The sequence below is a fragment of the Pseudorhodobacter turbinis genome, from assembly GCF_005234135.1.
In the GTDB taxonomy this organism is placed as follows: domain Bacteria; phylum Pseudomonadota; class Alphaproteobacteria; order Rhodobacterales; family Rhodobacteraceae; genus Pseudorhodobacter; species Pseudorhodobacter turbinis.
Genome location: NZ_CP039964.1, coordinates 993,054 through 1,012,892 on the forward strand (window position 1 = coordinate 993,054; position 19,839 = coordinate 1,012,892).

The 19,839-nt window shown below is 58.9% G+C and carries 19 protein-coding genes; 8 read left to right on the forward strand and 11 right to left on the reverse strand.

Going from position 1 to position 19,839, the window contains the following annotated elements; translation table 11 throughout:
• Nucleotide 1: 1 nt before the first annotated feature.
• Genes EOK75_RS04670 through EOK75_RS04680 form a run of 3 tightly spaced genes read left to right on the forward strand, consistent with a single transcriptional unit; the run spans nucleotide 2 to nucleotide 2,753 of the window.
• Nucleotides 2-910: an ABC transporter permease gene (locus EOK75_RS04670; protein ID WP_137192821.1), complete on the forward strand. Its 909-nt coding sequence runs from the start codon at nucleotides 2-4 to the stop codon at nucleotides 908-910.
• Nucleotides 903-1,709, forward strand: coding sequence for an ABC transporter permease (locus tag EOK75_RS04675; protein ID WP_137192822.1), 807 nt, complete (start codon nucleotides 903-905; stop codon nucleotides 1,707-1,709). The genes EOK75_RS04670 and EOK75_RS04675 overlap by 8 nt, the downstream gene beginning before the upstream one ends.
• An 18-nt stretch (nucleotides 1,710-1,727) precedes the next feature.
• Nucleotides 1,728-2,753 carry an extracellular solute-binding protein gene (locus EOK75_RS04680; protein ID WP_137192823.1) on the forward strand — a complete coding sequence of 342 codons (1,026 nt, stop codon included), beginning with the start codon at nucleotides 1,728-1,730 and terminating at the stop codon, nucleotides 2,751-2,753.
• Nucleotides 2,754-2,843: 90 nt separating this feature from the next.
• Here EOK75_RS04680 and EOK75_RS04685 read toward each other — a convergent pair whose 3' ends face one another.
• The gene (locus tag EOK75_RS04685; RefSeq protein ID WP_137192824.1) at nucleotides 2,844-3,167 is read right to left on the reverse strand and encodes a 2Fe-2S iron-sulfur cluster-binding protein; all 324 of its coding nucleotides are present in this window, start codon (nucleotides 3,165-3,167) and stop codon (nucleotides 2,844-2,846) included.
• 183 nt (nucleotides 3,168-3,350) lie between these two features.
• Here EOK75_RS04685 and EOK75_RS04690 point away from each other — a divergent pair, with 183 nt between their 5' ends.
• Nucleotides 3,351-3,878, forward strand: a complete 528-nt coding sequence (locus tag EOK75_RS04690; protein ID WP_137192825.1) for a peptidoglycan-binding domain-containing protein — start codon at nucleotides 3,351-3,353, stop codon at nucleotides 3,876-3,878.
• 70 nt (nucleotides 3,879-3,948) lie between these two features.
• On the opposite strand, the gene EOK75_RS04695 is transcribed toward EOK75_RS04690, so the two are convergent.
• The 5 genes from EOK75_RS04695 to rpiA all read right to left on the reverse strand — a co-directional run bounded on the left by EOK75_RS04695 (nucleotide 3,949) and on the right by rpiA (nucleotide 9,989).
• Entirely contained in the window at nucleotides 3,949-5,376 is a 1,428-nt protein-coding gene (locus tag EOK75_RS04695) for a Do family serine endopeptidase (RefSeq protein WP_420821924.1), read from the reverse strand.
• A 314-nt stretch (nucleotides 5,377-5,690) separates the two neighbouring features.
• Nucleotides 5,691-6,572, reverse strand: coding sequence for a protease modulator HflC (hflC, locus tag EOK75_RS04700; RefSeq protein ID WP_137192826.1), 882 nt, complete (start codon nucleotides 6,570-6,572; stop codon nucleotides 5,691-5,693).
• A complete protein-coding gene (hflK, locus tag EOK75_RS04705; RefSeq protein ID WP_137192827.1) occupies nucleotides 6,572-7,735 on the reverse strand; it encodes an FtsH protease activity modulator HflK in 1,164 nt (387 codons plus the stop codon). The genes hflC and hflK overlap by 1 nt, the downstream gene beginning before the upstream one ends.
• Nucleotides 7,736-7,795: 60 nt before the next feature.
• The gene (gene gor, locus EOK75_RS04710) at nucleotides 7,796-9,154 is read right to left on the reverse strand and encodes a glutathione-disulfide reductase (RefSeq protein WP_137192828.1); all 1,359 of its coding nucleotides are present in this window, start codon (nucleotides 9,152-9,154) and stop codon (nucleotides 7,796-7,798) included.
• A gap of 46 nt (nucleotides 9,155-9,200) precedes the next feature.
• The gene (gene rpiA / locus EOK75_RS04715) at nucleotides 9,201-9,989 is read right to left on the reverse strand and encodes a ribose-5-phosphate isomerase RpiA (RefSeq protein ID WP_137194290.1); all 789 of its coding nucleotides are present in this window, start codon (nucleotides 9,987-9,989) and stop codon (nucleotides 9,201-9,203) included.
• A 283-nt stretch (nucleotides 9,990-10,272) separates the two neighbouring features.
• Between rpiA and EOK75_RS04720 the strand changes: the two genes are divergently transcribed.
• Complete coding sequence (locus tag EOK75_RS04720; RefSeq protein WP_137192829.1) at nucleotides 10,273-11,652, forward strand: L-serine ammonia-lyase; 1,380 nt, start codon at nucleotides 10,273-10,275, stop codon at nucleotides 11,650-11,652.
• Here the strand turns inward: EOK75_RS04720 and EOK75_RS04725 are convergent.
• Nucleotides 11,633-12,286: a sulfotransferase family protein gene (locus EOK75_RS04725; RefSeq protein ID WP_137192830.1), complete on the reverse strand. Its 654-nt coding sequence runs from the start codon at nucleotides 12,284-12,286 to the stop codon at nucleotides 11,633-11,635. The genes EOK75_RS04720 and EOK75_RS04725 overlap by 20 nt on opposite strands.
• Nucleotides 12,280-12,966 carry a thiamine diphosphokinase gene (locus tag EOK75_RS04730; RefSeq protein ID WP_240794023.1) on the reverse strand — a complete coding sequence of 229 codons (687 nt, stop codon included), beginning with the start codon at nucleotides 12,964-12,966 and terminating at the stop codon, nucleotides 12,280-12,282. Before EOK75_RS04730 ends, EOK75_RS04725 begins: the two co-directional genes overlap by 7 nt.
• A 222-nt stretch (nucleotides 12,967-13,188) precedes the next feature.
• Here EOK75_RS04730 and EOK75_RS04735 point away from each other — a divergent pair, with 222 nt between their 5' ends.
• Nucleotides 13,189-15,189, forward strand: a complete 2,001-nt coding sequence (locus tag EOK75_RS04735) for a hypothetical protein (protein WP_137192831.1) — start codon at nucleotides 13,189-13,191, stop codon at nucleotides 15,187-15,189.
• A gap of 148 nt (nucleotides 15,190-15,337) precedes the next feature.
• Here EOK75_RS04735 and EOK75_RS04740 read toward each other — a convergent pair whose 3' ends face one another.
• From EOK75_RS04740 to EOK75_RS04750, 3 genes are read right to left on the reverse strand one after another with little or no spacing between them, the layout of a single operon-like run.
• Entirely contained in the window at nucleotides 15,338-16,135 is a 798-nt protein-coding gene (locus EOK75_RS04740; RefSeq protein ID WP_137192832.1) for a metal ABC transporter permease, read from the reverse strand.
• Nucleotides 16,135-16,887 (reverse strand): ATP-binding cassette domain-containing protein, encoded by a 753-nt coding sequence (locus tag EOK75_RS04745; RefSeq protein ID WP_137192833.1) that lies wholly within the window; start codon nucleotides 16,885-16,887, stop codon nucleotides 16,135-16,137. Before EOK75_RS04745 ends, EOK75_RS04740 begins: the two co-directional genes overlap by 1 nt.
• The gene (locus EOK75_RS04750; RefSeq protein ID WP_137192834.1) at nucleotides 16,884-17,396 is read right to left on the reverse strand and encodes a transcriptional repressor; all 513 of its coding nucleotides are present in this window, start codon (nucleotides 17,394-17,396) and stop codon (nucleotides 16,884-16,886) included. The genes EOK75_RS04745 and EOK75_RS04750 overlap by 4 nt, the downstream gene beginning before the upstream one ends.
• Before the next feature lie 55 nt (nucleotides 17,397-17,451).
• Here EOK75_RS04750 and EOK75_RS04755 point away from each other — a divergent pair, with 55 nt between their 5' ends.
• Nucleotides 17,452-18,411 carry a zinc ABC transporter substrate-binding protein gene (locus tag EOK75_RS04755; RefSeq protein WP_137192835.1) on the forward strand — a complete coding sequence of 320 codons (960 nt, stop codon included), beginning with the start codon at nucleotides 17,452-17,454 and terminating at the stop codon, nucleotides 18,409-18,411.
• A gap of 298 nt (nucleotides 18,412-18,709) precedes the next feature.
• Nucleotides 18,710-19,777, forward strand: a complete 1,068-nt coding sequence (locus tag EOK75_RS21255; RefSeq protein ID WP_137192836.1) for a glycerophosphodiester phosphodiesterase family protein — start codon at nucleotides 18,710-18,712, stop codon at nucleotides 19,775-19,777.
• Nucleotides 19,778-19,839: the final 62 nt, after the last annotated feature.

Sequence of the window (19,839 nt, forward strand, 5' to 3'; positions counted from 1 at the left end):
TATGTCAGCCGAAACCGACGCCGAAACCCGCAAGACCCGCAACGCATGGCTGTTGTCCACACCTGCGCTGGTGCTGTTGCTGTTTGCCGCCTCTGGGCCGCTGCTGATTGTGCTGACCTATTCCTTCCTTGCGCCAGGGGAATATGGCAATGTGATCTGGGATCTTGACCTGCGCGGCTGGATCTCTATCCTTTATACAAAGGATATCTTTGACGGGACCTATCATCTGGCCGACGCGCATCTGTCGATCTTCTGGCGATCGGTCAAACTGTCCTTGATGACCACGGCCATCACCTTCGCGGTGGGCTTTCCGACGGCTTGGTTCATCGCCACACGCTCGCCTGCACAACGCGCATTTTGGCTGTTCCTGATCACCATTCCGTTCTGGACCAACCTCTTGATCCGCACGGTGGCAATCAATGAGGTGATCCGCAATGAGGGGCTGTTCAACACCTTCCTGATCTGGCTGGGCGTGATCGCAGAGCCGATCCGCATCATCTATACCGATACCGCCGTGCTGATCGGCATGGCTTATGTCTATTTGCCCTTGATGGTCTTGCCGCTTTTCGCCGCCATTGACCGCTTTGATATGCGGCTGTTGGAGGCGGGATATGATCTTTATGCCAGTCGGGGCCAAGTGCTGCGCCGGGTGATCCTGCCTATTGTGAAACCGGGGATCGTGGCGGGGTCGATCCTTGTGTTCGTACCTTCGCTGGGGGCGTACGTTACGCCGCGCGTCTTGGGCGGCGGCAAGAACATGATGATCGGCAACTTTATTGAATTGCAATTCGGACAGGGGCGCAACTGGCCCTTGGGGGCGGCGCTCTCGATGACATTGCTTTGTGTGGTGATGGTGGCGCTGCTGATCTATGTGCGCGCGGCAAATAAGGGGGACAATCAACATGGCTAATCGTGCCTTTGAAGTGGCCCGCCTGCCCGGCTTTCGTACCATCGCATTGACGGGCTTTGTGCTGCTTTACCTGCCGATCATCACGCTTGTGGTTTACAGCTTCAACGCAGGGCAATCGGTCGCGGTCTGGGAGGGGTTCTCGCTCGATTGGTACGCCAAGGCGTGGCAGAATGAAGCGGTGAAAGGGGCGACCTACCGGTCCCTGATTATCGCGGCGGCGGCATCGGGAATTGCAACGACGGTGGCGACAATGGCCGCACTTGGCACCACGCGGCGCAAGGCATTCAAGGGCCAAACCGTGATTTATGTGATGATCAACCAGCCGCTTATGGTCCCCGAGATCGTCACCGCCGTGGCGCTTTTGATCTTCTTTGCCTCGATCAAAGTGCTGACCGGCTATACTGGGCTTTGGTATCTGATTATTGCCCATGCCGCCTTTTGCGTCCCCTTTGCCTATCTGCCGATCCGCGCGCGCCTAGAGGGGATGGACCTGACATTGGAAACTGCCGCCGGCGATCTTTATGCCAGCCATTGGCAGACGTTTCGCTATGTGACCCTGCCCCTGATGCTGCCGGGGATCATTGCGGGTGCGATGCTGGCCTTTGTCATCAGCCTTGATGATGTAGTGATCACCGAGTTTGTCAAATCCGGCGGGCAAGACACCTTGCCTACCTATATGCTGGGCCAAATGCGCCGCGCCATCACGCCAGAGGTCAACGCGATCTCGACGGTGCTGCTGGCGCTAACGGTGGTGCTGCTGACCGCATTTTTCCTACTGACGCGCAAAAATGAAAAATAATAACCAACGGAGAGAGCCATGAAAAATATCATAACGGCAACCGCAGTTTTACTGGCAAGCACATCGCTTGCCGCAGCCGAAGGCGAGTTGCAGCTTTATAATTGGGGGAATTATACCTCTCCCGAGTTGATCAAGAAATTCGAGGCCGATACCGGCATCAAGGTCACCGTGACCGATTACGACAGCAACACTGCCGCCCTCGCCAAGGTAGAGGCAGGCGGATCAGGGTTTGACCTTGTTGTGCCCTCGGCCAATTACGTCCAAATCTGGGTCAGCAAGGGCCTTGTGCAAGAGCTGGACGACAGCAAGCTGCCGAACAAAGGCAATATTGCCGCCGAATGGGTGAATGTCCCTTGGGACGAGGGGCGCAAATATTCGGTTCCGTGGCAGTGGGGGTCGGTTGGCGTTGCGGTCAATACCTCGGTCTATAGCGGTGACATCAATACATCAGACATCTTTTTGCGCGTCCCCGATGAGCTGAAAGGCAAGATCAACGTCGTGCCGGAAATGACCGATGTGCTGAATATGGCGATCTTCAATGTCGGCGGTGAGGCCTGTACCGAAGATGTCGAGGTGCTGAAGAAAGTGCGCGATCTGCTGCTTGCGGCCAAAGAGGATTGGCTGTCGATGGATTATGGCGCGACCGAAAAACTGTCCAATAATGACTGGGCGGCCTCGGTCAACTGGAGCGGGTCGAGCATGCGGGCGCGGGTTGCCAACCCTGATGTGGCGTTCGGATACCCTAAAGAGGGCTATCCGTTGTTCATGGATTCGGTGGCGTTGCTGTCGGATGCCAAGAACGTGGACAATGCCTATACATTCATCAACTACATCATGGAGCCGGAACACGCGGCCATGATTTCGGCCTTTGCACGTTATGCCAACGGGATTGCAGGGTCTGACGAATATATGCCCGAAGATATGAAAACCGCGCCAGAAGTGGTGGCCCCTGCAGAACACGCCAAAGCGGGGCGGTTTCTGCCAACCTGCGGCGCGAAATCGCAAGAATATCTGACCGCGATCTGGACCGAACTGCAGAAGTAAGAAGATCGGTTTGGCAGGGACATCGAGCCCCTGCCAAACCGTGGGTGACGGCGGTGACCGACAGCTTTGAAACGGCTGCCGGTCCCCGTATCAGATTTGTTTTTCAGGCATCTGGACGCGCAAACCGTCCAATGCATCCGTTACCTTGATCTGGCACGTCAGACGGGAACGCGTTGTGTCCGGCTCAAACGCGAAGTCGAGCATATCCTCTTCCATGCCATCCTTGGGCGGAAGCTTATCAACCCAAGCCGGATCGACATAAACGTGGCAGGTCGAACAGGCACAAGCCCCGCCGCAATCCGCCTCGATCCCGGGAATGCCATTGTCGCGCGCACCTTCCATAACGGTCAGGCCGGTTTTGACCTCAACCACATGCTCTTTGCCACCGAATTCCACATAGGTAATCTTTGCCATGCTGGTCCCTTATCCCTTAATGCGGCCTGCTCAAGGCCCTCTTGTGCAGGTTTACGGCAATACGCAGGGATTTGCCAGACAGTCAAAAGGCACAAAATGCCGCGCAACCTGTGCAGAGCTGCGCTTCACATCGCGACGTTTCCCTCTATGCTATGGTAAAGGTCAACAATCAAAAGCACCCTCATGCAACCCACCGCCACCTTCGCATTTCTGGCGCTTGTTCTGATGGGCTGCCAGCCCGTACAGGCTCCTGTCCGCGCCCATGATCTAACGGCGGAGCTGTTCCCCAAGACCAACACCACCCCCCCAAGTAAGGGCGCCAATATTTGCTGGGCCGATGACGTGACCCCCGCGATTATCGAGACCGTGACCGAACAGATTCAGGTCCGGCCCCAGACGCTGGATGCAGAGGGCAATCTGGCCCAAACGGCGGTTTTTGAAACCAAAACCGCGCAGCATATCGTGCAAGACCGCCGCGAAGTTTGGTTCCGCATCCCTTGCCAGGAAGAGATGACCGTGGATTTCCTGTCCAGTCTGCAACGCGCGTTCAAGGCACGCGGGTATTACAAGGGCGGCCTGACGGGGCAGCTTGATGCCCAAACCCGCCGCGCGATCCGGCTTTATCAAGAACCGTTGGGCCTCGGCTCTGACAAGCTGTCGCTTGCCGCTGCCCGCCGCCTTGGCATCGCCGCGGGGGAGTTTGAGTGGTAGCAGGCCTGCCGAATAAAAAAAGGGCCCAGGATTACCCCGAGCCCTTCGCGCCAGAAACAAAAGCCTGTGGCTATTCCTCAATGCCGATCGCTACAAAGCGCGGATCACCCGCACGGCGCACCAGCAACAACAAGGACTTGCGGCCCGCATCGCGCGCCTCTGTCACCCGGTCTTGCAAATCCTGAACCCGCACGACCTTTTGCTGACCAGCCTCGGTGATCACATCGCCGACGCGCAAGCCTTTGGTGTAGGCTTCCGACAGCTCATCCACCGCGACCACGGCCAAGCCCGCAGCATCCGCAGGCAGGCCTAGCTCATCCGCGACATCAGAGGTCAACGGGCTTACCGTCAGCCCCATAACATCCGCGCTGCTTGGCGCCTCGGCATCCGGCCCAGTCGCCACAGGTGTGGCTTCGGCCGTTTCACGACGTCCCAAGGTGACGGAAAGCGTTTGGGTTTTGCCATCCCGCAAGACGATCACGCGCACGGCCTCCCCCACAGGGGCGTCGGCGACACGGCGCACCAGCTCACGCGTATCGGCGACATTGGCACCATCAAAGGAGGTGATGATATCGCCCGCAAGCACGCCAGCCTCACGTGCCGGACCTTCGGGTACATCAGTAATCAGCGCACCTTTGGCCTCTTTAAGGCCCATCGCCTCGGCCACATCCGGCGTCACGTCCTGAATTCGCACGCCAAGCCAGCCGCGCCGGGTCTCGCCAAACTCTTTCAGCTGTTTGACAACCTTTTGCACAACATTGGACGCCATCGAAAAACCGATCCCGATAGAGCCGCCCGTCGGGGACAGAATGGCAGTATTCACGCCCACAACCTGCCCGTCCATATTGAACAAAGGCCCGCCCGAGTTGCCCCGGTTGATCGCAGCATCGGTTTGCAGGTAATCATCATAGGTGCCGGAAAGCGCACGACCACGGGCCGAGATGATCCCCGCAGAAACAGAAAAGCCCTGCCCCAAGGGGTTGCCCATCGCCATCACCCAATCGCCGACACGCGACAGATCAGAATTGCCGAAAGGCACGAACGGCAGCGGTGTGTCGCTTTCCACTTTCAACAGCGCAATATCGGTTTTCGGATCGGTGCCGATCAGCTTAGCTTCCAGACGCTTGCCCGAAAAGAACTCGATCTCGATCTCATCCGCCTTATCGATCACATGGTTGTTGGTGACGATATAGCCGTCCTCGGAAATCACAAACCCCGAGCCAAGCGCCTCTGACCTGCGTGGGGCATTGCGGCCGTTACCGTTGCCATTGCGATCCAGAAAGTCCTGAAAGAAGTCCTGAAACGGTGAACCGGGCGGCACTTGCGGAACACCATCAGCGCGCGCAGCGACGGTGGTAGAGGTCGTGATATTGACGACCGCCGGGCTAACGCTTTGCGCAAGATCTGCAAAACCCTCAGGGGCGCCCCGCGCCTCGGTGAAAGTCGCTTGCGCCAACACAAGTGCGGCGCCCAAAACCAACGCGGTCAACCCGCGCATCATACCGGATTGGTGCGGCTGTTCCGCCGACCGGACGGTTGAAATGCTTCTCGATTGCACTCGATACTCCTTTTTCGCGGTTATCAGTCCTGCACCATGCCAAGTTAAGCAGCATGGCGACCATTGCAAGACTATCATCTACCTAGTCACGGCGCGGCGCAATTCAAACCACGTCCCAAAGCCGTCAACAGGATGTGAACGCCCTGTAATCTAAGGCACTGCAATAAAAAAAGCGCGGCTTCCGGAAAGGGGCAGGTTTTAGATAAAACCCGAAACCCCGACCAAAAGCCGCGCTTAACTGTCATTCCGTTGCCTTATTGGGCGGCATCGGCACCCGTGTCACTGCGCAGATAGTTGAAGAACTGGCTATCCGGTTGCATCACGATAGAGGAGTTTTCCCCCTTCAACGCCCGCTCATAACTGGTGAGGGAGCGGGTAAAGGCGAAGAATTCCGGATCACGACCAAAGGCTTCGGCATAGATCGCGTTGCGGGCACCGTCTGCCTCACCGCGGATCACTTCCGATTCCTTGCGCGCCTGCGATGTCAGTTCCACCACGGTCCGGTCAGCCGAGGCACGAACCCGCTGCGCGGCCTCGTTACCACGGGCGATTTCATCGGCGGCTTCGCGTTCACGTTCGGCACGCATCCGTGCGAAGGTTGCGGCAAGGTTTTGCTCTGGCAAATCAGTGCGGGTCAAACGCACGTCAACCACATCCACCCCAAGGCTAAGCGCCTGACGGCGGGCCTGATCGCGGATCAGGTTCATCAGGCTCGTCCGGTCCTCAGACAGCACGCGCTGCGATGGCACGGCACCCAAGACTTCACGAATGGCGGCGTTCAGGATCCGTTCGATCCGGACCTGTGCGGCGCGTACGCCCTCGGTGCCCACCGATTCCCGGAAGTTCACCAGATCGACGATGCGCCAGCGGGCGAATGCATCGACCACAAGGCGGCGGTCATCCAGCGGCGTCACTTCGAGCGGTTGGGTCAACAGGCCCAAAATCCGGCCGTCATAACGCACAACATCCTGAATAAGCGGCACTTTGAAACCAAGCCCCGGCTCTTCTTTGACGGCCTTAACCTGACCGAATTGCAGGACCAATACTTTTTCCCGTTCATCCACGATAAACACCGAGGACAGGATACCCGCGACGATAAGCACCAAGGCGGGTAGGATCATTGCAGATTTATTCATCAGTTGCTCCCTCCGCCGGTAGAGTTGGTGGCAGGTGTCAGATTGTTAAGCGGCAGATATGGCACAACACCCTGTGCTGCCCCTTCGCCCGAAACACCGTCAAGGATGACCTTGTTCATACCGCCAAGCACACCTTCCATGGTTTCCAGATACATCCGGCGACGGGTCACTTCCGGCGCTTTGACATATTCGGCATAGACGGACAGGAAGCGGCTTGCCTCCCCTTCCGCATCATTGACCACGCGGGCGCGGTAACCTTCGGCCTCTTCTGTCAACTGGGCAGAGGCACCACGCGCAGCCGCGGTAACGCGGTTTGCATAGGCATCAGCCTCTTTTTCCAGACGGTCGCGCTGCTGTTGGGCGGCCTGCACTTCGCGGAAGCTGTCGATAACTTCGCGCGGCGGGTCTGCCTTGTCAAAGTTCACACGCACCACATTGATGCCTGCCTCATAGCTGTCCAGCGTACCTTGTACGGCCGCCTGAAGATCCGAGGCGATCACACCACGGTCACGGTTCAAGACCGGAGCCAACTCTGACCGGGCGATAATATCGCGCATCGCGGATTCGGAAACAGCCCGCAGCGTGTCAGCCGGATCGCCCAGATTAAACAGGTAATCCGCCGGATTGGACACATTCCAGACGATCTGGAATTCAATATCAACGATGTTCTGATCGCGCGTCAGCATCAAGCCGCTGTCAAGCACGCCAGTACGGCCCGTGCCAACGTCTGTTTGACGTTCGCCCGTCACCTGCACGATTTCAGCCGTCACAAAGGGCCAAGGCGCAAAGTTCAGGCCCGGATTGCCGATGGTAGAAAATTCCCCCAACAACAACTCAACCGAGCGTTCTTCCGGCTTCACGGTATAGAAAGACGCAAAAGCCCAAAGGCCAAGCGCCACAACCCCGCCAAGCGCCAGCCCTTGTTTGGAAAACAAAGGCCCTGCCCCGCCGCCGCTGCCGCCAGAGCCGCCGCGATTGCCGCCGCGACCGCCCATCAGGACGCGGAGGTGCTCTTGCCCCTTCTTCATGATCTCGTCAATTTCAGGAATTTGCGGCCCGTCATTTCCGGGGCGCCGCCCGCCATTCGGGCGTGTGCCCTCGTCCTTGCCATCATCGCCTCGGTTGCCGCCACTGCCGCCCCAAGGTCCTCCGCTTCCTGCCATTGTATTTCCCTATCTTCTTACGTTCTGTTTAAACTGGTGATTATTACCAGAAATTCAAGCCTAGCCGGTCCGAACCGGACTGCGCATCGTTACCAGTTCCTCGGACATTGTCGGGTGAACTGCGATTGTAGCATCAAATTGTTCTTTGGTGGCACCCATTGTCATGGCAATGCCCACCAGCTGGATCATTTCACCCGCGCCGGGTGCGACGATATGACAGCCCAAAATCTTGCGGTTTTCCTGTGATACGATCAGTTTCATCAACACGCGGTCCGGCGCGCCCGCAAAGGCTGACTGCATGGGGCGGAAGGCGGTCGCATAAACCTCAATCGGTTCTTGTGCGCGGGCCGCCTCTTCGGTCATGCCGATGGTGCCCATTTCAGGCTGGGTAAAAATGGCCGAGGCAAAGAGGCTGTGGTCAACGCAGCGCCGCTGGCCGCCGAAAATGGTATCGGCAAAGGCGTGGCCTTCACGAATGGCGACCGGCGTCAGGTTGATGCGGTCTGTCACATCGCCCACGGCAAAGATCGAAGGCACGGCCGTCTGGCTATAGTCATCAACCTCGATCTGCCCGCCACGGCCCAGCTTGACGCCCAGATCCTCAAGGCCCAGCCCTTTGGAGTTGGGGATACGGCCTGTCGCATAAAGCACCGCATCAAAGACCTTCTCGGATCCGTCTGTCGCCACGGCGCGAATACCATCCTCGGCTTTTTCCAACCGCATTACATCGGTGCCGCAATGAATGTTTACACCGTTGTCGCGCATGGCTTCGGCCACATGGCCGCGCGCCTCATCGTCAAAGCCGCGCAGAATTTGCGCACCGCGATAAAATTGCGCAACCTCACAGCCCAAACCATTGAGGATACAGGCGAATTCAGACGCAATGTAACCGCCACCGACGATCAAAACCCGTTTGGGCAAAGCCTCCACATTGAAAATCTCATTGGAGGTGATGGCCAATTCGCTGCCCGGGATATCCGGCACGAAAGGCGTACCCCCCGTGGCCACCAGAATATGTTTGGCGCTTATAGTTTTTCCGTCTGCAAGCTTGACCATATGCGCATCAACCAGCACAGCACGGCTGTCAAATACCGTCACCCCTGCGTTCGAGAGGCCCGAACGATAAGCCGCCTCCAACCGTGTCAGCTCTGCCTCCAGCTTGTCGCGAAAGGCAGACCAGTCAAAACCGCCAATGTTTGCATCCCAGCCGTAAGCCTGCGCCTCAGCCACCATCCCCGGATAGCTGGAGGCATAGACCATCAGCTTTTTGGGCACGCAGCCGCGAATGACACAGGTGCCCCCCATGCGGAATTCCTCGGCCAGCGCAACTTTGGCACCATGGGTTCCGGCGGCAATCCGCGCGGCCCGCACACCGCCAGAGCCACCGCCAATGACGAAAAGATCGTAATCAAAGCTCATGTCTTATGGCTCCTCAATTAAACGCAAGGGTTCAGGGATTTTCGGTTCAATCCTCAGGGTTGGCAAAGACGTTGTCGCTCGGCTCAAACTCCACCCGCTCGCCCTTGATCTCGCGCGAGTTGGCATCGCGCACGACCACGCTACCATCCCCGTGGCCGATAATCACCATGTCACAGATATCAATAAACAGCCCGTTTTCCACCACGCCCGGAATTTGGTTCAACGCCATCGACAGCTGACGCGGCTCGTTGATCCGCTTCAGATGCAGGTCAACGATGTAATTTGCCTCATCGGTCAACAGCGGCGCGCCATCCTTCATCCGCAAAGCGCATTCGCACGACAGCACGTTCATGCTGCCCAGCAGCTCTTCGATCAGGGTTTTGGTGGATTTCCAGCCAAAGGGAATAACCTCGACCGGCAGAGGGAAAGCGCCCAGCTGGCGCACTTCCTTGGCGGCATCGGTAATCACGATCATCTGGTCGCTGGCGCTTGCCACGATTTTCTCTTGCAAGAGCGCGGCACCGCCGCCTTTGATCAGATTCAACTCGGGGTCAAATTCATCCGCGCCGTCGATCGTTAGGTCCAGCCAGCGCGCCTCATCCAGCGTGGTAATCGGCACGCCAAGACTGCGCGCCAGTTCCGCCGTGCGGCTGGAGGTGGGAACGCCCTGCACCTGTAGCCCCTCTTCGCGGATACGTTCGGCCAGACAGCGCACCATCCACGCCGCGGTTGAACCGGTACCAAGCCCCAGCTTCATACCGTCTTCGATACAGTCTACCGCCCGTTTGGCGGCGACGAATTTGGCCTTGTCGATCGGGGAAAGCTCCACCGCCATAATGTCCTCGCTCACTGTTATATGCTGCTTATAGGCGAGGCAGCCGCGTGGTGCGAGGGGGCAATTGCGCCTTTTGCCGGTCCAAAAGGACAGGATAACTGAAAATTGAGGTAATTGAGGGGTCTGCCCCCAAAGCAACTGGAGGCAGCAACGGGAAATTCATCCGGTCCCGGGGCCACTTGCCGCGAACCCATTGGAAATGTCGCTTTCAAGATATAGGTTGAAACGCAGGCGGGTTAGAGGTTGGTCTCTGCCCCCCGTGCAGATGAAATGAAGGGTGCCCATGTTTCTTTCCGTCCTTGATATGTTCAAACTGGGCATCGGCCCATCATCGTCTCATACCATGGGGCCGATGGTCGCGGCGGGGCGGTTTTTGAACACATTGCGCCACAGCCCCTTCGCCGCCCACGGGTTAAAGACCACGTTGCATGGCAGCCTAGCCTTTACCGGCGTCGGACATGCGACCGACCGCGCCACCATCCTTGGACTGGCAGGGTTTGAGCCGCAGCATTACGACGCGACCCGCGCCGAGGCTGCCCTTACCGCGATAAAGGACACCAAGACCATTGACGCGCCGGGCCTTGGCGTGTTGCAGTTTGACCCGACCAAGGACCTGCTGTTTGATTACGGCCCAAGCCTGCCCGGCCATGCCAACGGCATGGTGATCCAGGCCACGGATGCGCAGGGCGACGTGATCCTGTCCGAGACCTATTACTCCATCGGGGGGGGCTTTGTGTTGACGGCCGATGAACATGCCGCCGCAGGCACCGTCAAGGCCGATGCCCGATCCGATGTGCCCTACCCCTTTCAAAATGCCGCCGAGATGCTGGAAATGGCGCAATCCTCAAAGCTGACCATCGCCCAGATGAAACGCAAGAACGAGCTGCGCTTTCGCACACCGCAAGAGCTGGACGATGGCATCGCACGGGTATGGGAGGTGATGAATGACTGCATCAACCGCGGAATGGAGGGCACGGGCATTCTGCCCGGTGGCCTCAAGGTGCGTCGCCGCGCCAAGGCCATACATGAGGCGCTGCTGGCAGAGCGCGGCCTGAACATGACCGCGCCGCATGTGATCAACGACTGGATGTCACTTTATGCCATGGCGGTGAATGAGGAGAACGCCGCCGGTGGGCAGGTTGTGACCGCGCCAACCAACGGCGCTGCGGGCGTGGTGCCTGCGGTGATCCGCTATTATCTTGATCATGTACCGGGGGCGAGCGCCTCTAAGGTGCCTGATATATTGCTGACGGCGGCGGCGATTGGCGGGCTGTGCAAACATAACGCCAGCATCTCGGGCGCGGAATCGGGCTGTCAGGCCGAGGTTGGCAGTGCAGCGGCCATGGGGGCCGCCGGGCTGTGCGCCGTTCTGGGTGGCAGCCCCGAGCAGGTTGAGAACGCCGCCGAAATCGCACTGGAGCATCACCTCGGCATGACCTGCGATCCGGTAAAGGGCCTCGTGCAGGTGCCTTGCATTGAGCGCAACGGCTTGGGCGCAATCAAGGCGGTGTCAGCCGCCTCATTGGCGCTGCGCGGTGACGGGGTGCATCTGGTGAGTCTGGATGCCTGCATCGAAACCATGCGTCAGACCGGCCAAGACATGCATGAGAAATACAAGGAAACCTCGCTGGGCGGGCTGGCCGTCAATGTGCCGAACTGCTGAGTTTCGCCCCTACACCGGGGCGCATCAGATGGCCCGCCGCCGCAACGGCCCTATACATCGCCAGTTCTTCGTTATTTTCTGCCTCGAACCGCGCCAAAACTTCGGGGCTAAGGGCGTAATCAGCGTTAACCTTCTTCGGGGTTTTGTTTTTCTCTGGCAGGGTCAAAATATCGCCGGTCAGCCCGGAAAAGAACCGCTCCAACAGGGCAAGCTGCGCATAGTCGAACAGGTGGTCCACCCGCGCGTGACCCCCGTCCCAACCGACAAAGCGGTCCTGACGACCAACATTGGCCATGTCCGGATGCGTACCCTCCAGATAGGCCAGCATGAACTCATCAAAGCTGACACCATGGGTGCTGGCAGGCAGGCCCTTTAGCTGCGGACGGCGGCGGTAGCGATACCAGCTTTGCATCCGTTCCAGCGGCGCGCGCACCACGGCCACGGTCCGGGGCAGCCTGCCAAGCCCCATAACCAAATCGGGCGCGAATTTACGGCGAAACGCGTCATGGCCAATGTGGCGCGGCGCCTTGTCCGATTGCGGCACGGTATAGGGGCCAAGCATCGCACGTAGGGCCAAAGATCCGGTCTTGGGCGTTTCCAGCACCACCACCTCTTGCACAGGAAGTATCAGCAAGCCTTTGCCCCCCAAGCCCCCGCTGCCAGCCGCGCCGCCAGCGCCTCGCGCAACCGTTCGCGCGGCACAATCACCAGCATCCCCGGCGCATCCATTTCCAACCGCACCGGACCAAGCGCCATATTGGATGTACCGCCCCGCCCGATTGGCGCAAACTCGATGCCATCAATCGGCCACTTCAACCCGACACTGCGCCCCGCAACCGGCGCAAAGGGGAACAAGCTAAACCGGTCGCCCGCGCGCATCGCAATATCCAGCAACGGCGGGGCAGCAAAAATCACATCCTCGGGCCCGATAAGCAAACAAGGCATCGCCGCCCTGCGCGCCAGAACGGCAAGGGCCGACAGCTCATGATCGACACGCCCGCCAAGCAACCCAAGGCCCAGCACGAAGGGCGCGTTGATATTGCGCAAGGCTTTGTCGAAATCGGTGCTGTCTTGTTCGGCAATATGGTGAACCGCTGTGCCCAATTCTGTCCGTGCCGATTGTGTTATGCTGTCCAGGTCCCCGATCACCGCCGCAGGCCGTGCCCCCAGCTCCAAGGCCCGGTCCGCGCCACCGTCCGCCGCAACCAAATACGGTGCAAGCTCTTGAGATTCCTCGAAATCCTGCGGTCTTATCGGCCCGCCAGCGGCCAAGGTGACCCCTGTTCCAGAGTCGATAATAGCTTCTTTTGTCACAACACTGTTTCCCCAAATAAGGCAAAATCTTGTTCCATGAACACATTTATTCCATAATGTTACCCCAATTAATTCACGAAATTGAACGGTCCTTGCTGTTAACTATACTGAGAATTGGCAACAAAGGGCGAGCATCCAATGGTCGGGGCGAGCAAAATACTTACGGTTTCTTACGGAACATTCTCTTGCACATTGGAGGGCTTCGACGAGCCTTTCAACACAATGAAAGCGATTGCGGAATATTTCCGTGATTTGGCGGCAGATGACCGTTATTTCGGGGCCGAACCGCCCACACCGGACACCGCAATGCTTCATCGAATCGCGGAACGCGAGATGCAGCGGCGTGTGGAAACCCGGGTTCAGGACAACGGTGTCGTCCTGCGCGCAGCCGATTCGCATGCCGATGAGCAGCCCCAGCCAGATTATGTCGCCCCTGCCTTAATGTCGGAACCGACCCCGACACCTGCCAAGCCTGACACAATGCTGAAAGAAGCAGCCGACAGCGCCCCTGCAAACGGCATCATCTCGAACAGCGTTGTTGAGAAACTGTCCCGCATCCGCAGTGCGATGGCCGAGGGCCGCGCCTCGGGCGAAACGACCCGCCCGCCGGTCAAGGCAGAGCCCCCTGTTGCAGAGCCCGCGGTCGCCCAGCCCAAGGCCGCTGTGCAAAAGGAAGATGTAGCGCCCCCGACGACAGCCGCCCGCGCCCCGGAGCCTGAAACAGAGGTCGCCACGCAGGACCCACCCGTCGAAGCGCCCGAGGTTCAGGACAATCCCGAAGCGGCGACCGATACGCCGGAGACCGCCACCGACACCCCTGCGACTGCCGAGTCCGATGATGATAGCGTGCTGGCCTCTCTCAACGCGGCACTGGCAGAAACCGATGCCCCTGAAGATCTGCCCGCCGAAGTGGCTTCGGCAGAGGAGGCCCCCCTGACGGATGCGTCGTCCGCCGATTTTCCGACCGCCGATCCGGAAGAGGCCCCTACCGACGTGACGGCTGAAAGGACTGTGCCAACATCCTTCGGAGAAAACTTTGCGACCGATGCAGGCGTACTTGACGAACTGCCCTCGGAAACCGAAGCTCTGGCCGAGGAAAGTGTCGAAACCTTGCCAGAAGTTGAGCCTGAGGTTGACGCCCTTGCAGAGCCGGAAGTCGTAGCCTCCGAAGAACCGCTGGTAGAGGCAGAAGTCAAAGCCGAGGCCGAGGTTAACCCCACCTTGCAACGCGCCCGTGCCCGCGTCATCAAAATCCGCCGTAACGCGGAAAACCCCGAAGGCACGACGGCAGAACCGGAAACGGCAAGCGAACCGACCCTAAGCCCCGAGGCCGAAGCCGACCTCATGCGCGAACTGGAAGCGCTGCGCGAAGAGGCCGAAACGACACCGGAGCCCGCTTCGGACACGGCAGAGGCCACCGTAATCCCTGTGCGGCCACAGCGTCCCGTTTCAAACCGTCGGCGCAGCAGCGAACTGACAGGCTCGGACGATGATGCATCGGTCAAACGCCTGCTGGACCAAACCAACTCCGAGCTGGACGGCCCCGACAACCGCCGCCGCCTGTCCGCGATTTCCCACCTCAAAGCTGCCGTGGCAGCCACGGTTGCGGATCGTCAGTCCGGTGGCAAAACCGGCCCCACAGAAGAGATGCGCAAGAACCCCTACCGCAGTGACCTGGAGCGTGTCGTCCGCCCGCGCGATCCGAACGCGCCTGCGGCACCCGCAAAACCTGCAAAACGGCCTGCGCCCCTCATGCTCGTGTCTGAACAGCGTATCGATACGCCGCGAGTACGCCCCACGATAGAGCAAAGCCAACTTTCCTCTGTCACCGCGACAGGCAGCCATCTGGCAGCATCGCTTGAGATAGACGACCCCGCATTCGACCCCGCACTGGAAAGCACTGACGCCCGGAATATCTTTGGCGATGTCGTTGGCTTTGCAGTCTACGTCGATCGCCTGGGCGCGCAATCCTTGCCCGCCTTGCTGGAAGCGGCGGCAGCCTATGCCACCCATGTCGAGGAACACCCCGATGTGTCCCGCCTGCAAATGGTCGGCCATGTGTTGGTCCTGCAGCCAGAGCTGGAAGGCGATCGCGAGGCAATCCTGCGCAGCTTTGGCACCTTGCTTCGTGAAGGCCGGATTGAGAAAACACGCCGTGGGCGCTACACTCTCTCGGCCAACTCGCCCATCTATGCCGAGGCGCGCAACGCGACCCGCAGCTAAGGCACTGCACCGAAATGGCCGGGAAAGATCATTTCCGGCGGGTAAATTGCCCCATAAAAATGGCCGCGACCCCAAGGGCGCGGCCATTTTCGCTTTGAGATTGCCCGTCAGCACCAGACATAGCTACGAGGCCAGTCAAGACATCCGGTCACCGGGCGGGCTTGCGCAACCCTGCCAGCACACTCAGAAAAGCAAAGATCAAGGCCGCAACGCAGACGATCGACGGCCCCGCAGGTGTGTCCAGAACATAGGCCGAACGCAATCCGACAATGGTTGAGGCACCGCCAATACATGCGGCGACCACGGCCATACCCTCGGGCGTGCGGCTAAGCGATCTGGCCGCCGCCGCCGGAATAATCAGCAAAGCGGCAATCAACAACACGCCAACCACCTTGATCGCAACCGCAACCGTAACCGCCAACGCCAGCGTCAGGACCAATTGCTCACGTTTGGGATCAATCCCGCAGGCATAGGCAAGGTCTTCGTTCAGCGTTGCGGTCAAAAGCGCCGACCAGCGCCACCAAATCAGTACCACCACCAGTGCCGCCCCGCCCCAGATCACCGCAAGATCGACACGTGAAACCGCCAGAATATCCCCGAAAAGATAGGCCATCAGGTCAATCCGTATCCCCGACAGGAACGACACCGCGACCAGCCCGAAGGCAAGCGCCGAATGGGCCAAAACGCCCAAAAGCGTATCCATCGCATAGCCGCGCCCGCTTAGCAGGTTCACCGTCAGGGCCATGATCAGCGCAACCACCAACGCGCCGGTAAAGACCGAGATCGACAGTGCCAACGAAAGGGCGACCCCCAAAATCGCGGCATGTGCCGTTGCATCGCCGAAATAGGCCATGCGCCGCCAAACCACAAAACATCCCAAAGGGGCCGCAGCAAAGGCCACGCCGATCCCCGCAAGGGTGGCGCGCATCATAAAATCATCCAGCATTATTCGGCGGCCTCTGTTTGGCTATGGTCACATCCGTCATGTGAATGGTGTTCGTGGTCATGGTCATGACGGTAAAGCGCCAAGGCCCCCATCGTACCGGACCCGAAAAGCGCACGGTATTCGGGGGCAGAGGCGACAACCTCTGGCGTGCCTTCACAGCACACATGGCCGTTCAGGCAGATCACCCGATCCGAGGCGCTCATCACGACATGCAGCTCATGGCTGATCATCAAAACCGCGCAGCCTGTCTCTTGGCGCACGGCTTCGATCTGGCGGTAAAAGGCGGCGGACCCCGGCTGGTCAAGGCCTTGCGTCGCCTCATCCAACAGCAAAAGCTGCGGTTTGCCGATCAACGCCCGCGCCAGCAGGACCCGTTGAAACTGCCCGCCCGACAACCGCGACATCTGCGCCGAGGCCAGATCCGGCACGCCCGCTTGGCTCAGGGCGGCCGCTATCGCAGCAGGGGCCACAGCGCGCGGCAACGATAGAAAGCGCGCGACGGTCATCGGCAGGGTCGGATCAATATGCAGTTTTTGCGGAACATAGCCCAATCGAACATCGGCGCTGCGTGTAACCGTTCCTTTGGTCGGCTTTACTGCCCCGATAATCGCACGCAACAGGCTGGTTTTACCCGACCCGTTCGGACCAACAATGGTCAGGATTTCCCCCGCATCAATGCGAAGCGATACATTCGACAGCACCGTGTTCGCGCCGTAGCGGATACTTAGATTTTCAACATCGACAAGGCTCATGCATCGGCCTTTTCGGCACAGCCGGGGCAAACGCCCTCAGCCTCGACAACGGTGCGTTCAATCTTGAAACCGGTGGCTTTTGCGGCCTCGGCCAAGGCGCTCCGGGCCGGTTCTGATTGCGCTTCGGCAACGGAGTCGCACAGACGGCAGATCATAAAGGCCGGTGCGTGGGTTTCATCAGGGTGCGCACAGGCGATAAACGCATTGAGCCGCTCGATCTTATGGGCGAACCCGTGGCTTACCAAGAAATCAAGCGCGCGATACGCCACCGGCGGCTGCGATCCGAACCCGTCATCGCGCAACCGGTCGAGGACAGCATAGGCCCCAAGCGCCCTATGTTCCTGCAACAGGATTTCCAGCACTTTGCGGCGCACGGGCGTAAGCCTTAGGCCATCATCCAAACAGCGTGTTTCCGCCGTCGACAGGCCGCCTTCCACACAGGAGGCATGGTCGTGCTTTGCGAAACCCAACGGCAGTTCGGCAGAAATGTTCAGCGCGCCACTTGTCATGTTATTACATTTCCCTTAGTGATCCGTAATGTTATATAATCACACGAGATCCATTATGTCCAGATCACTCCTGCCCGTTTCGCTCGCCTTTGCCCTGATCGGCAGCACCGCCCTTGCCCAAGCACCGCGCGTCGCCACAGATATTGCACCCATCCATTCGCTGGTCGCCCGCGTGATGGACGGTGTAGGGACCCCCGACCTGATTGTTCAACCCGGCGCCAGCCCGCATGAATATGCATTGCGTCCCTCCGAAGCAAGCGCACTGCAAGAAGCTGATCTGGTCTTTTGGGTCGGTGCGGGCCTATCCCCTTGGCTGGAAACTGCCATGACCACATTGGCCGTTGATGCCTCGGTGACCGAGCTTTCGGAAACCAACGGAACCACCATTTTAGAGGCCCGGGTCGGCGCACTGTTCGAAAAGCACGCACATGGCGCAGAAACACATGACGATGCCGAGCATCACGATCACGATGATCACGGGGGGCATGACGATCATGACCATGGCAAACAGGATTCCCACGCATGGCTTTCGCCACAAAACGCGTCTAACTGGCTTAACGTGATCGCGGCACAGCTTTCCGCCGCCGATCCAGACAATGCCGGCACCTATTTTGCCAATGCCGCCGCAGGGCGCACAGAGCTTGCCACCCTGACCTCTGATGTCAATGCCATGCTTGAACCCGTCCGCAGTGGCCGATTCATCGTCTTCCATGATGCCTATCAGTATTTTGAGAACGACTTCAATTTCCCTGCATCAGGCGCCATCTCTGTCAGCGATGCCTCGGACCCCAGCCCCTCCCGCATCGCAGAAATCCGCGAGCGGATTACCACGGAAGGCATCGACTGTGTCCTCGCCGAGCCGCAATTTAATCCCGGCTTGGTTGCGACGGTTCTGGAAGGGTCAGATGCAAAAACAGCGGTGATCGACCCCTTGGGTTCTGATCTGGAGATCGGGCCTGCGCTTTATCCTCAAATGATCCGCAACCTCGCATCAAACCTTGCAGGCTGCCTGTAATCCGCATTCCCCCGCCAATTTGCCAAATGATTTTGGCGGGGAAACTCCCAATATTCCCAGCGTTTCACAAGCAAACTCTCCCTCGGTCACAACAGCTTGACCGACGACGGCAAAGCGTGGCACGCTTTGCGTAAAGTCTCTTATCGCATGTCATCGCCATGCCAGTTGTCCGATCAAACCCCTCACATAATTACCAAACTGTCACAAAGCCGTTGCCTCATTGTTACCTTCGTTGCCTAAATTAACCGTGATCCACCCGATATTGCGGGTTGTGACGTAAACCGAAGGAAACCCACCGATGAAACCAAAGATGAAGCTGGCCGTTGCGGCTGTCATGGCAACAACATTTTCGGCCCCGATGCTAGAGGCTGCTACCGCGTATAACACCCTAACCGGTGAGGCCCCTGTCGTCGTTGCCCACCGTGGTGCCAGCGGCTATTTGCCCGAGGAAACCCTTGGCGGCTACGAGCTGGCCATGAAAATGGGCGCTGACTACATTGAGCCAGACGTCCAGATGACCGCTGACGGTCAGTTGGTTGCAATGCACGACAGCACCCTGACCCGCACGACCAATGTCGCGGATCTGTTCGCCGCGCGCGACGGCAGCTACAAGGTTTCCGACTTCACTTTGGAAGAAATCAAGTCCCTGACCGTAAAGCCGACCGGCGCGCTGTCTGCCCCCGATTCCACCTATGCAGGGTTCACCCCAAGCATGGCAGACCCCTATAAGGTGCCAACATTGAGCGAAGTGCTTGATCTGCTGACCGAATACAATACGGCAAACGGCACCGAAATCGGCATCTACCCTGAATCCAAAACACCCTACAACTCGCCGCAAAACCAGGCCATCGTCGCGACCCTGAAAGATAAAGGCTATGACGAGCCGTCCGACAAGGTCATCTTGCAGTCCTTCGTCCGCGAATCCATCATCGAGATGGGCGAAGCCCTGATCGATCAAGGTGTCAGCGCAAGCCTCGCACAGCTTGGCGGTGTGCGCCTTGTTGACGGCGTTTACGGTGTAAGCGGTTCAGACGGGTTCTTTAGCTTGGCTGAAATTGCCGATATCGCCGATGGCGTGGGTGTCAGCGCAGGCGGCATCACCGAAGAGTTCATCACCTCCGCCCATGATCTGGGCTTGATTGTGCACGCCTATACCTTCCGCCCGCTTAGCGAGGAAGCAGCCTTTGCGATGATCCAGCCGATGCTCGACTGGGGTCTTGATGGCTTCTTTACCGATTACACCGATTTCAGCCGCACGGTCGTGGATGCAAATGCCCCGTCTGCTGTGCCGCTGCCAGCAGGTTTGCCGCTGCTGTTTGCCGGTTTGGGTGGTCTGGCCATGCTGCGTCGCCGCAAAGCGGCCTGATCCTTGGCGCCAAAAACAAACGGGGGCAACCAAGCGTTGCCCCCGTTTTCTATTGCGCCCTG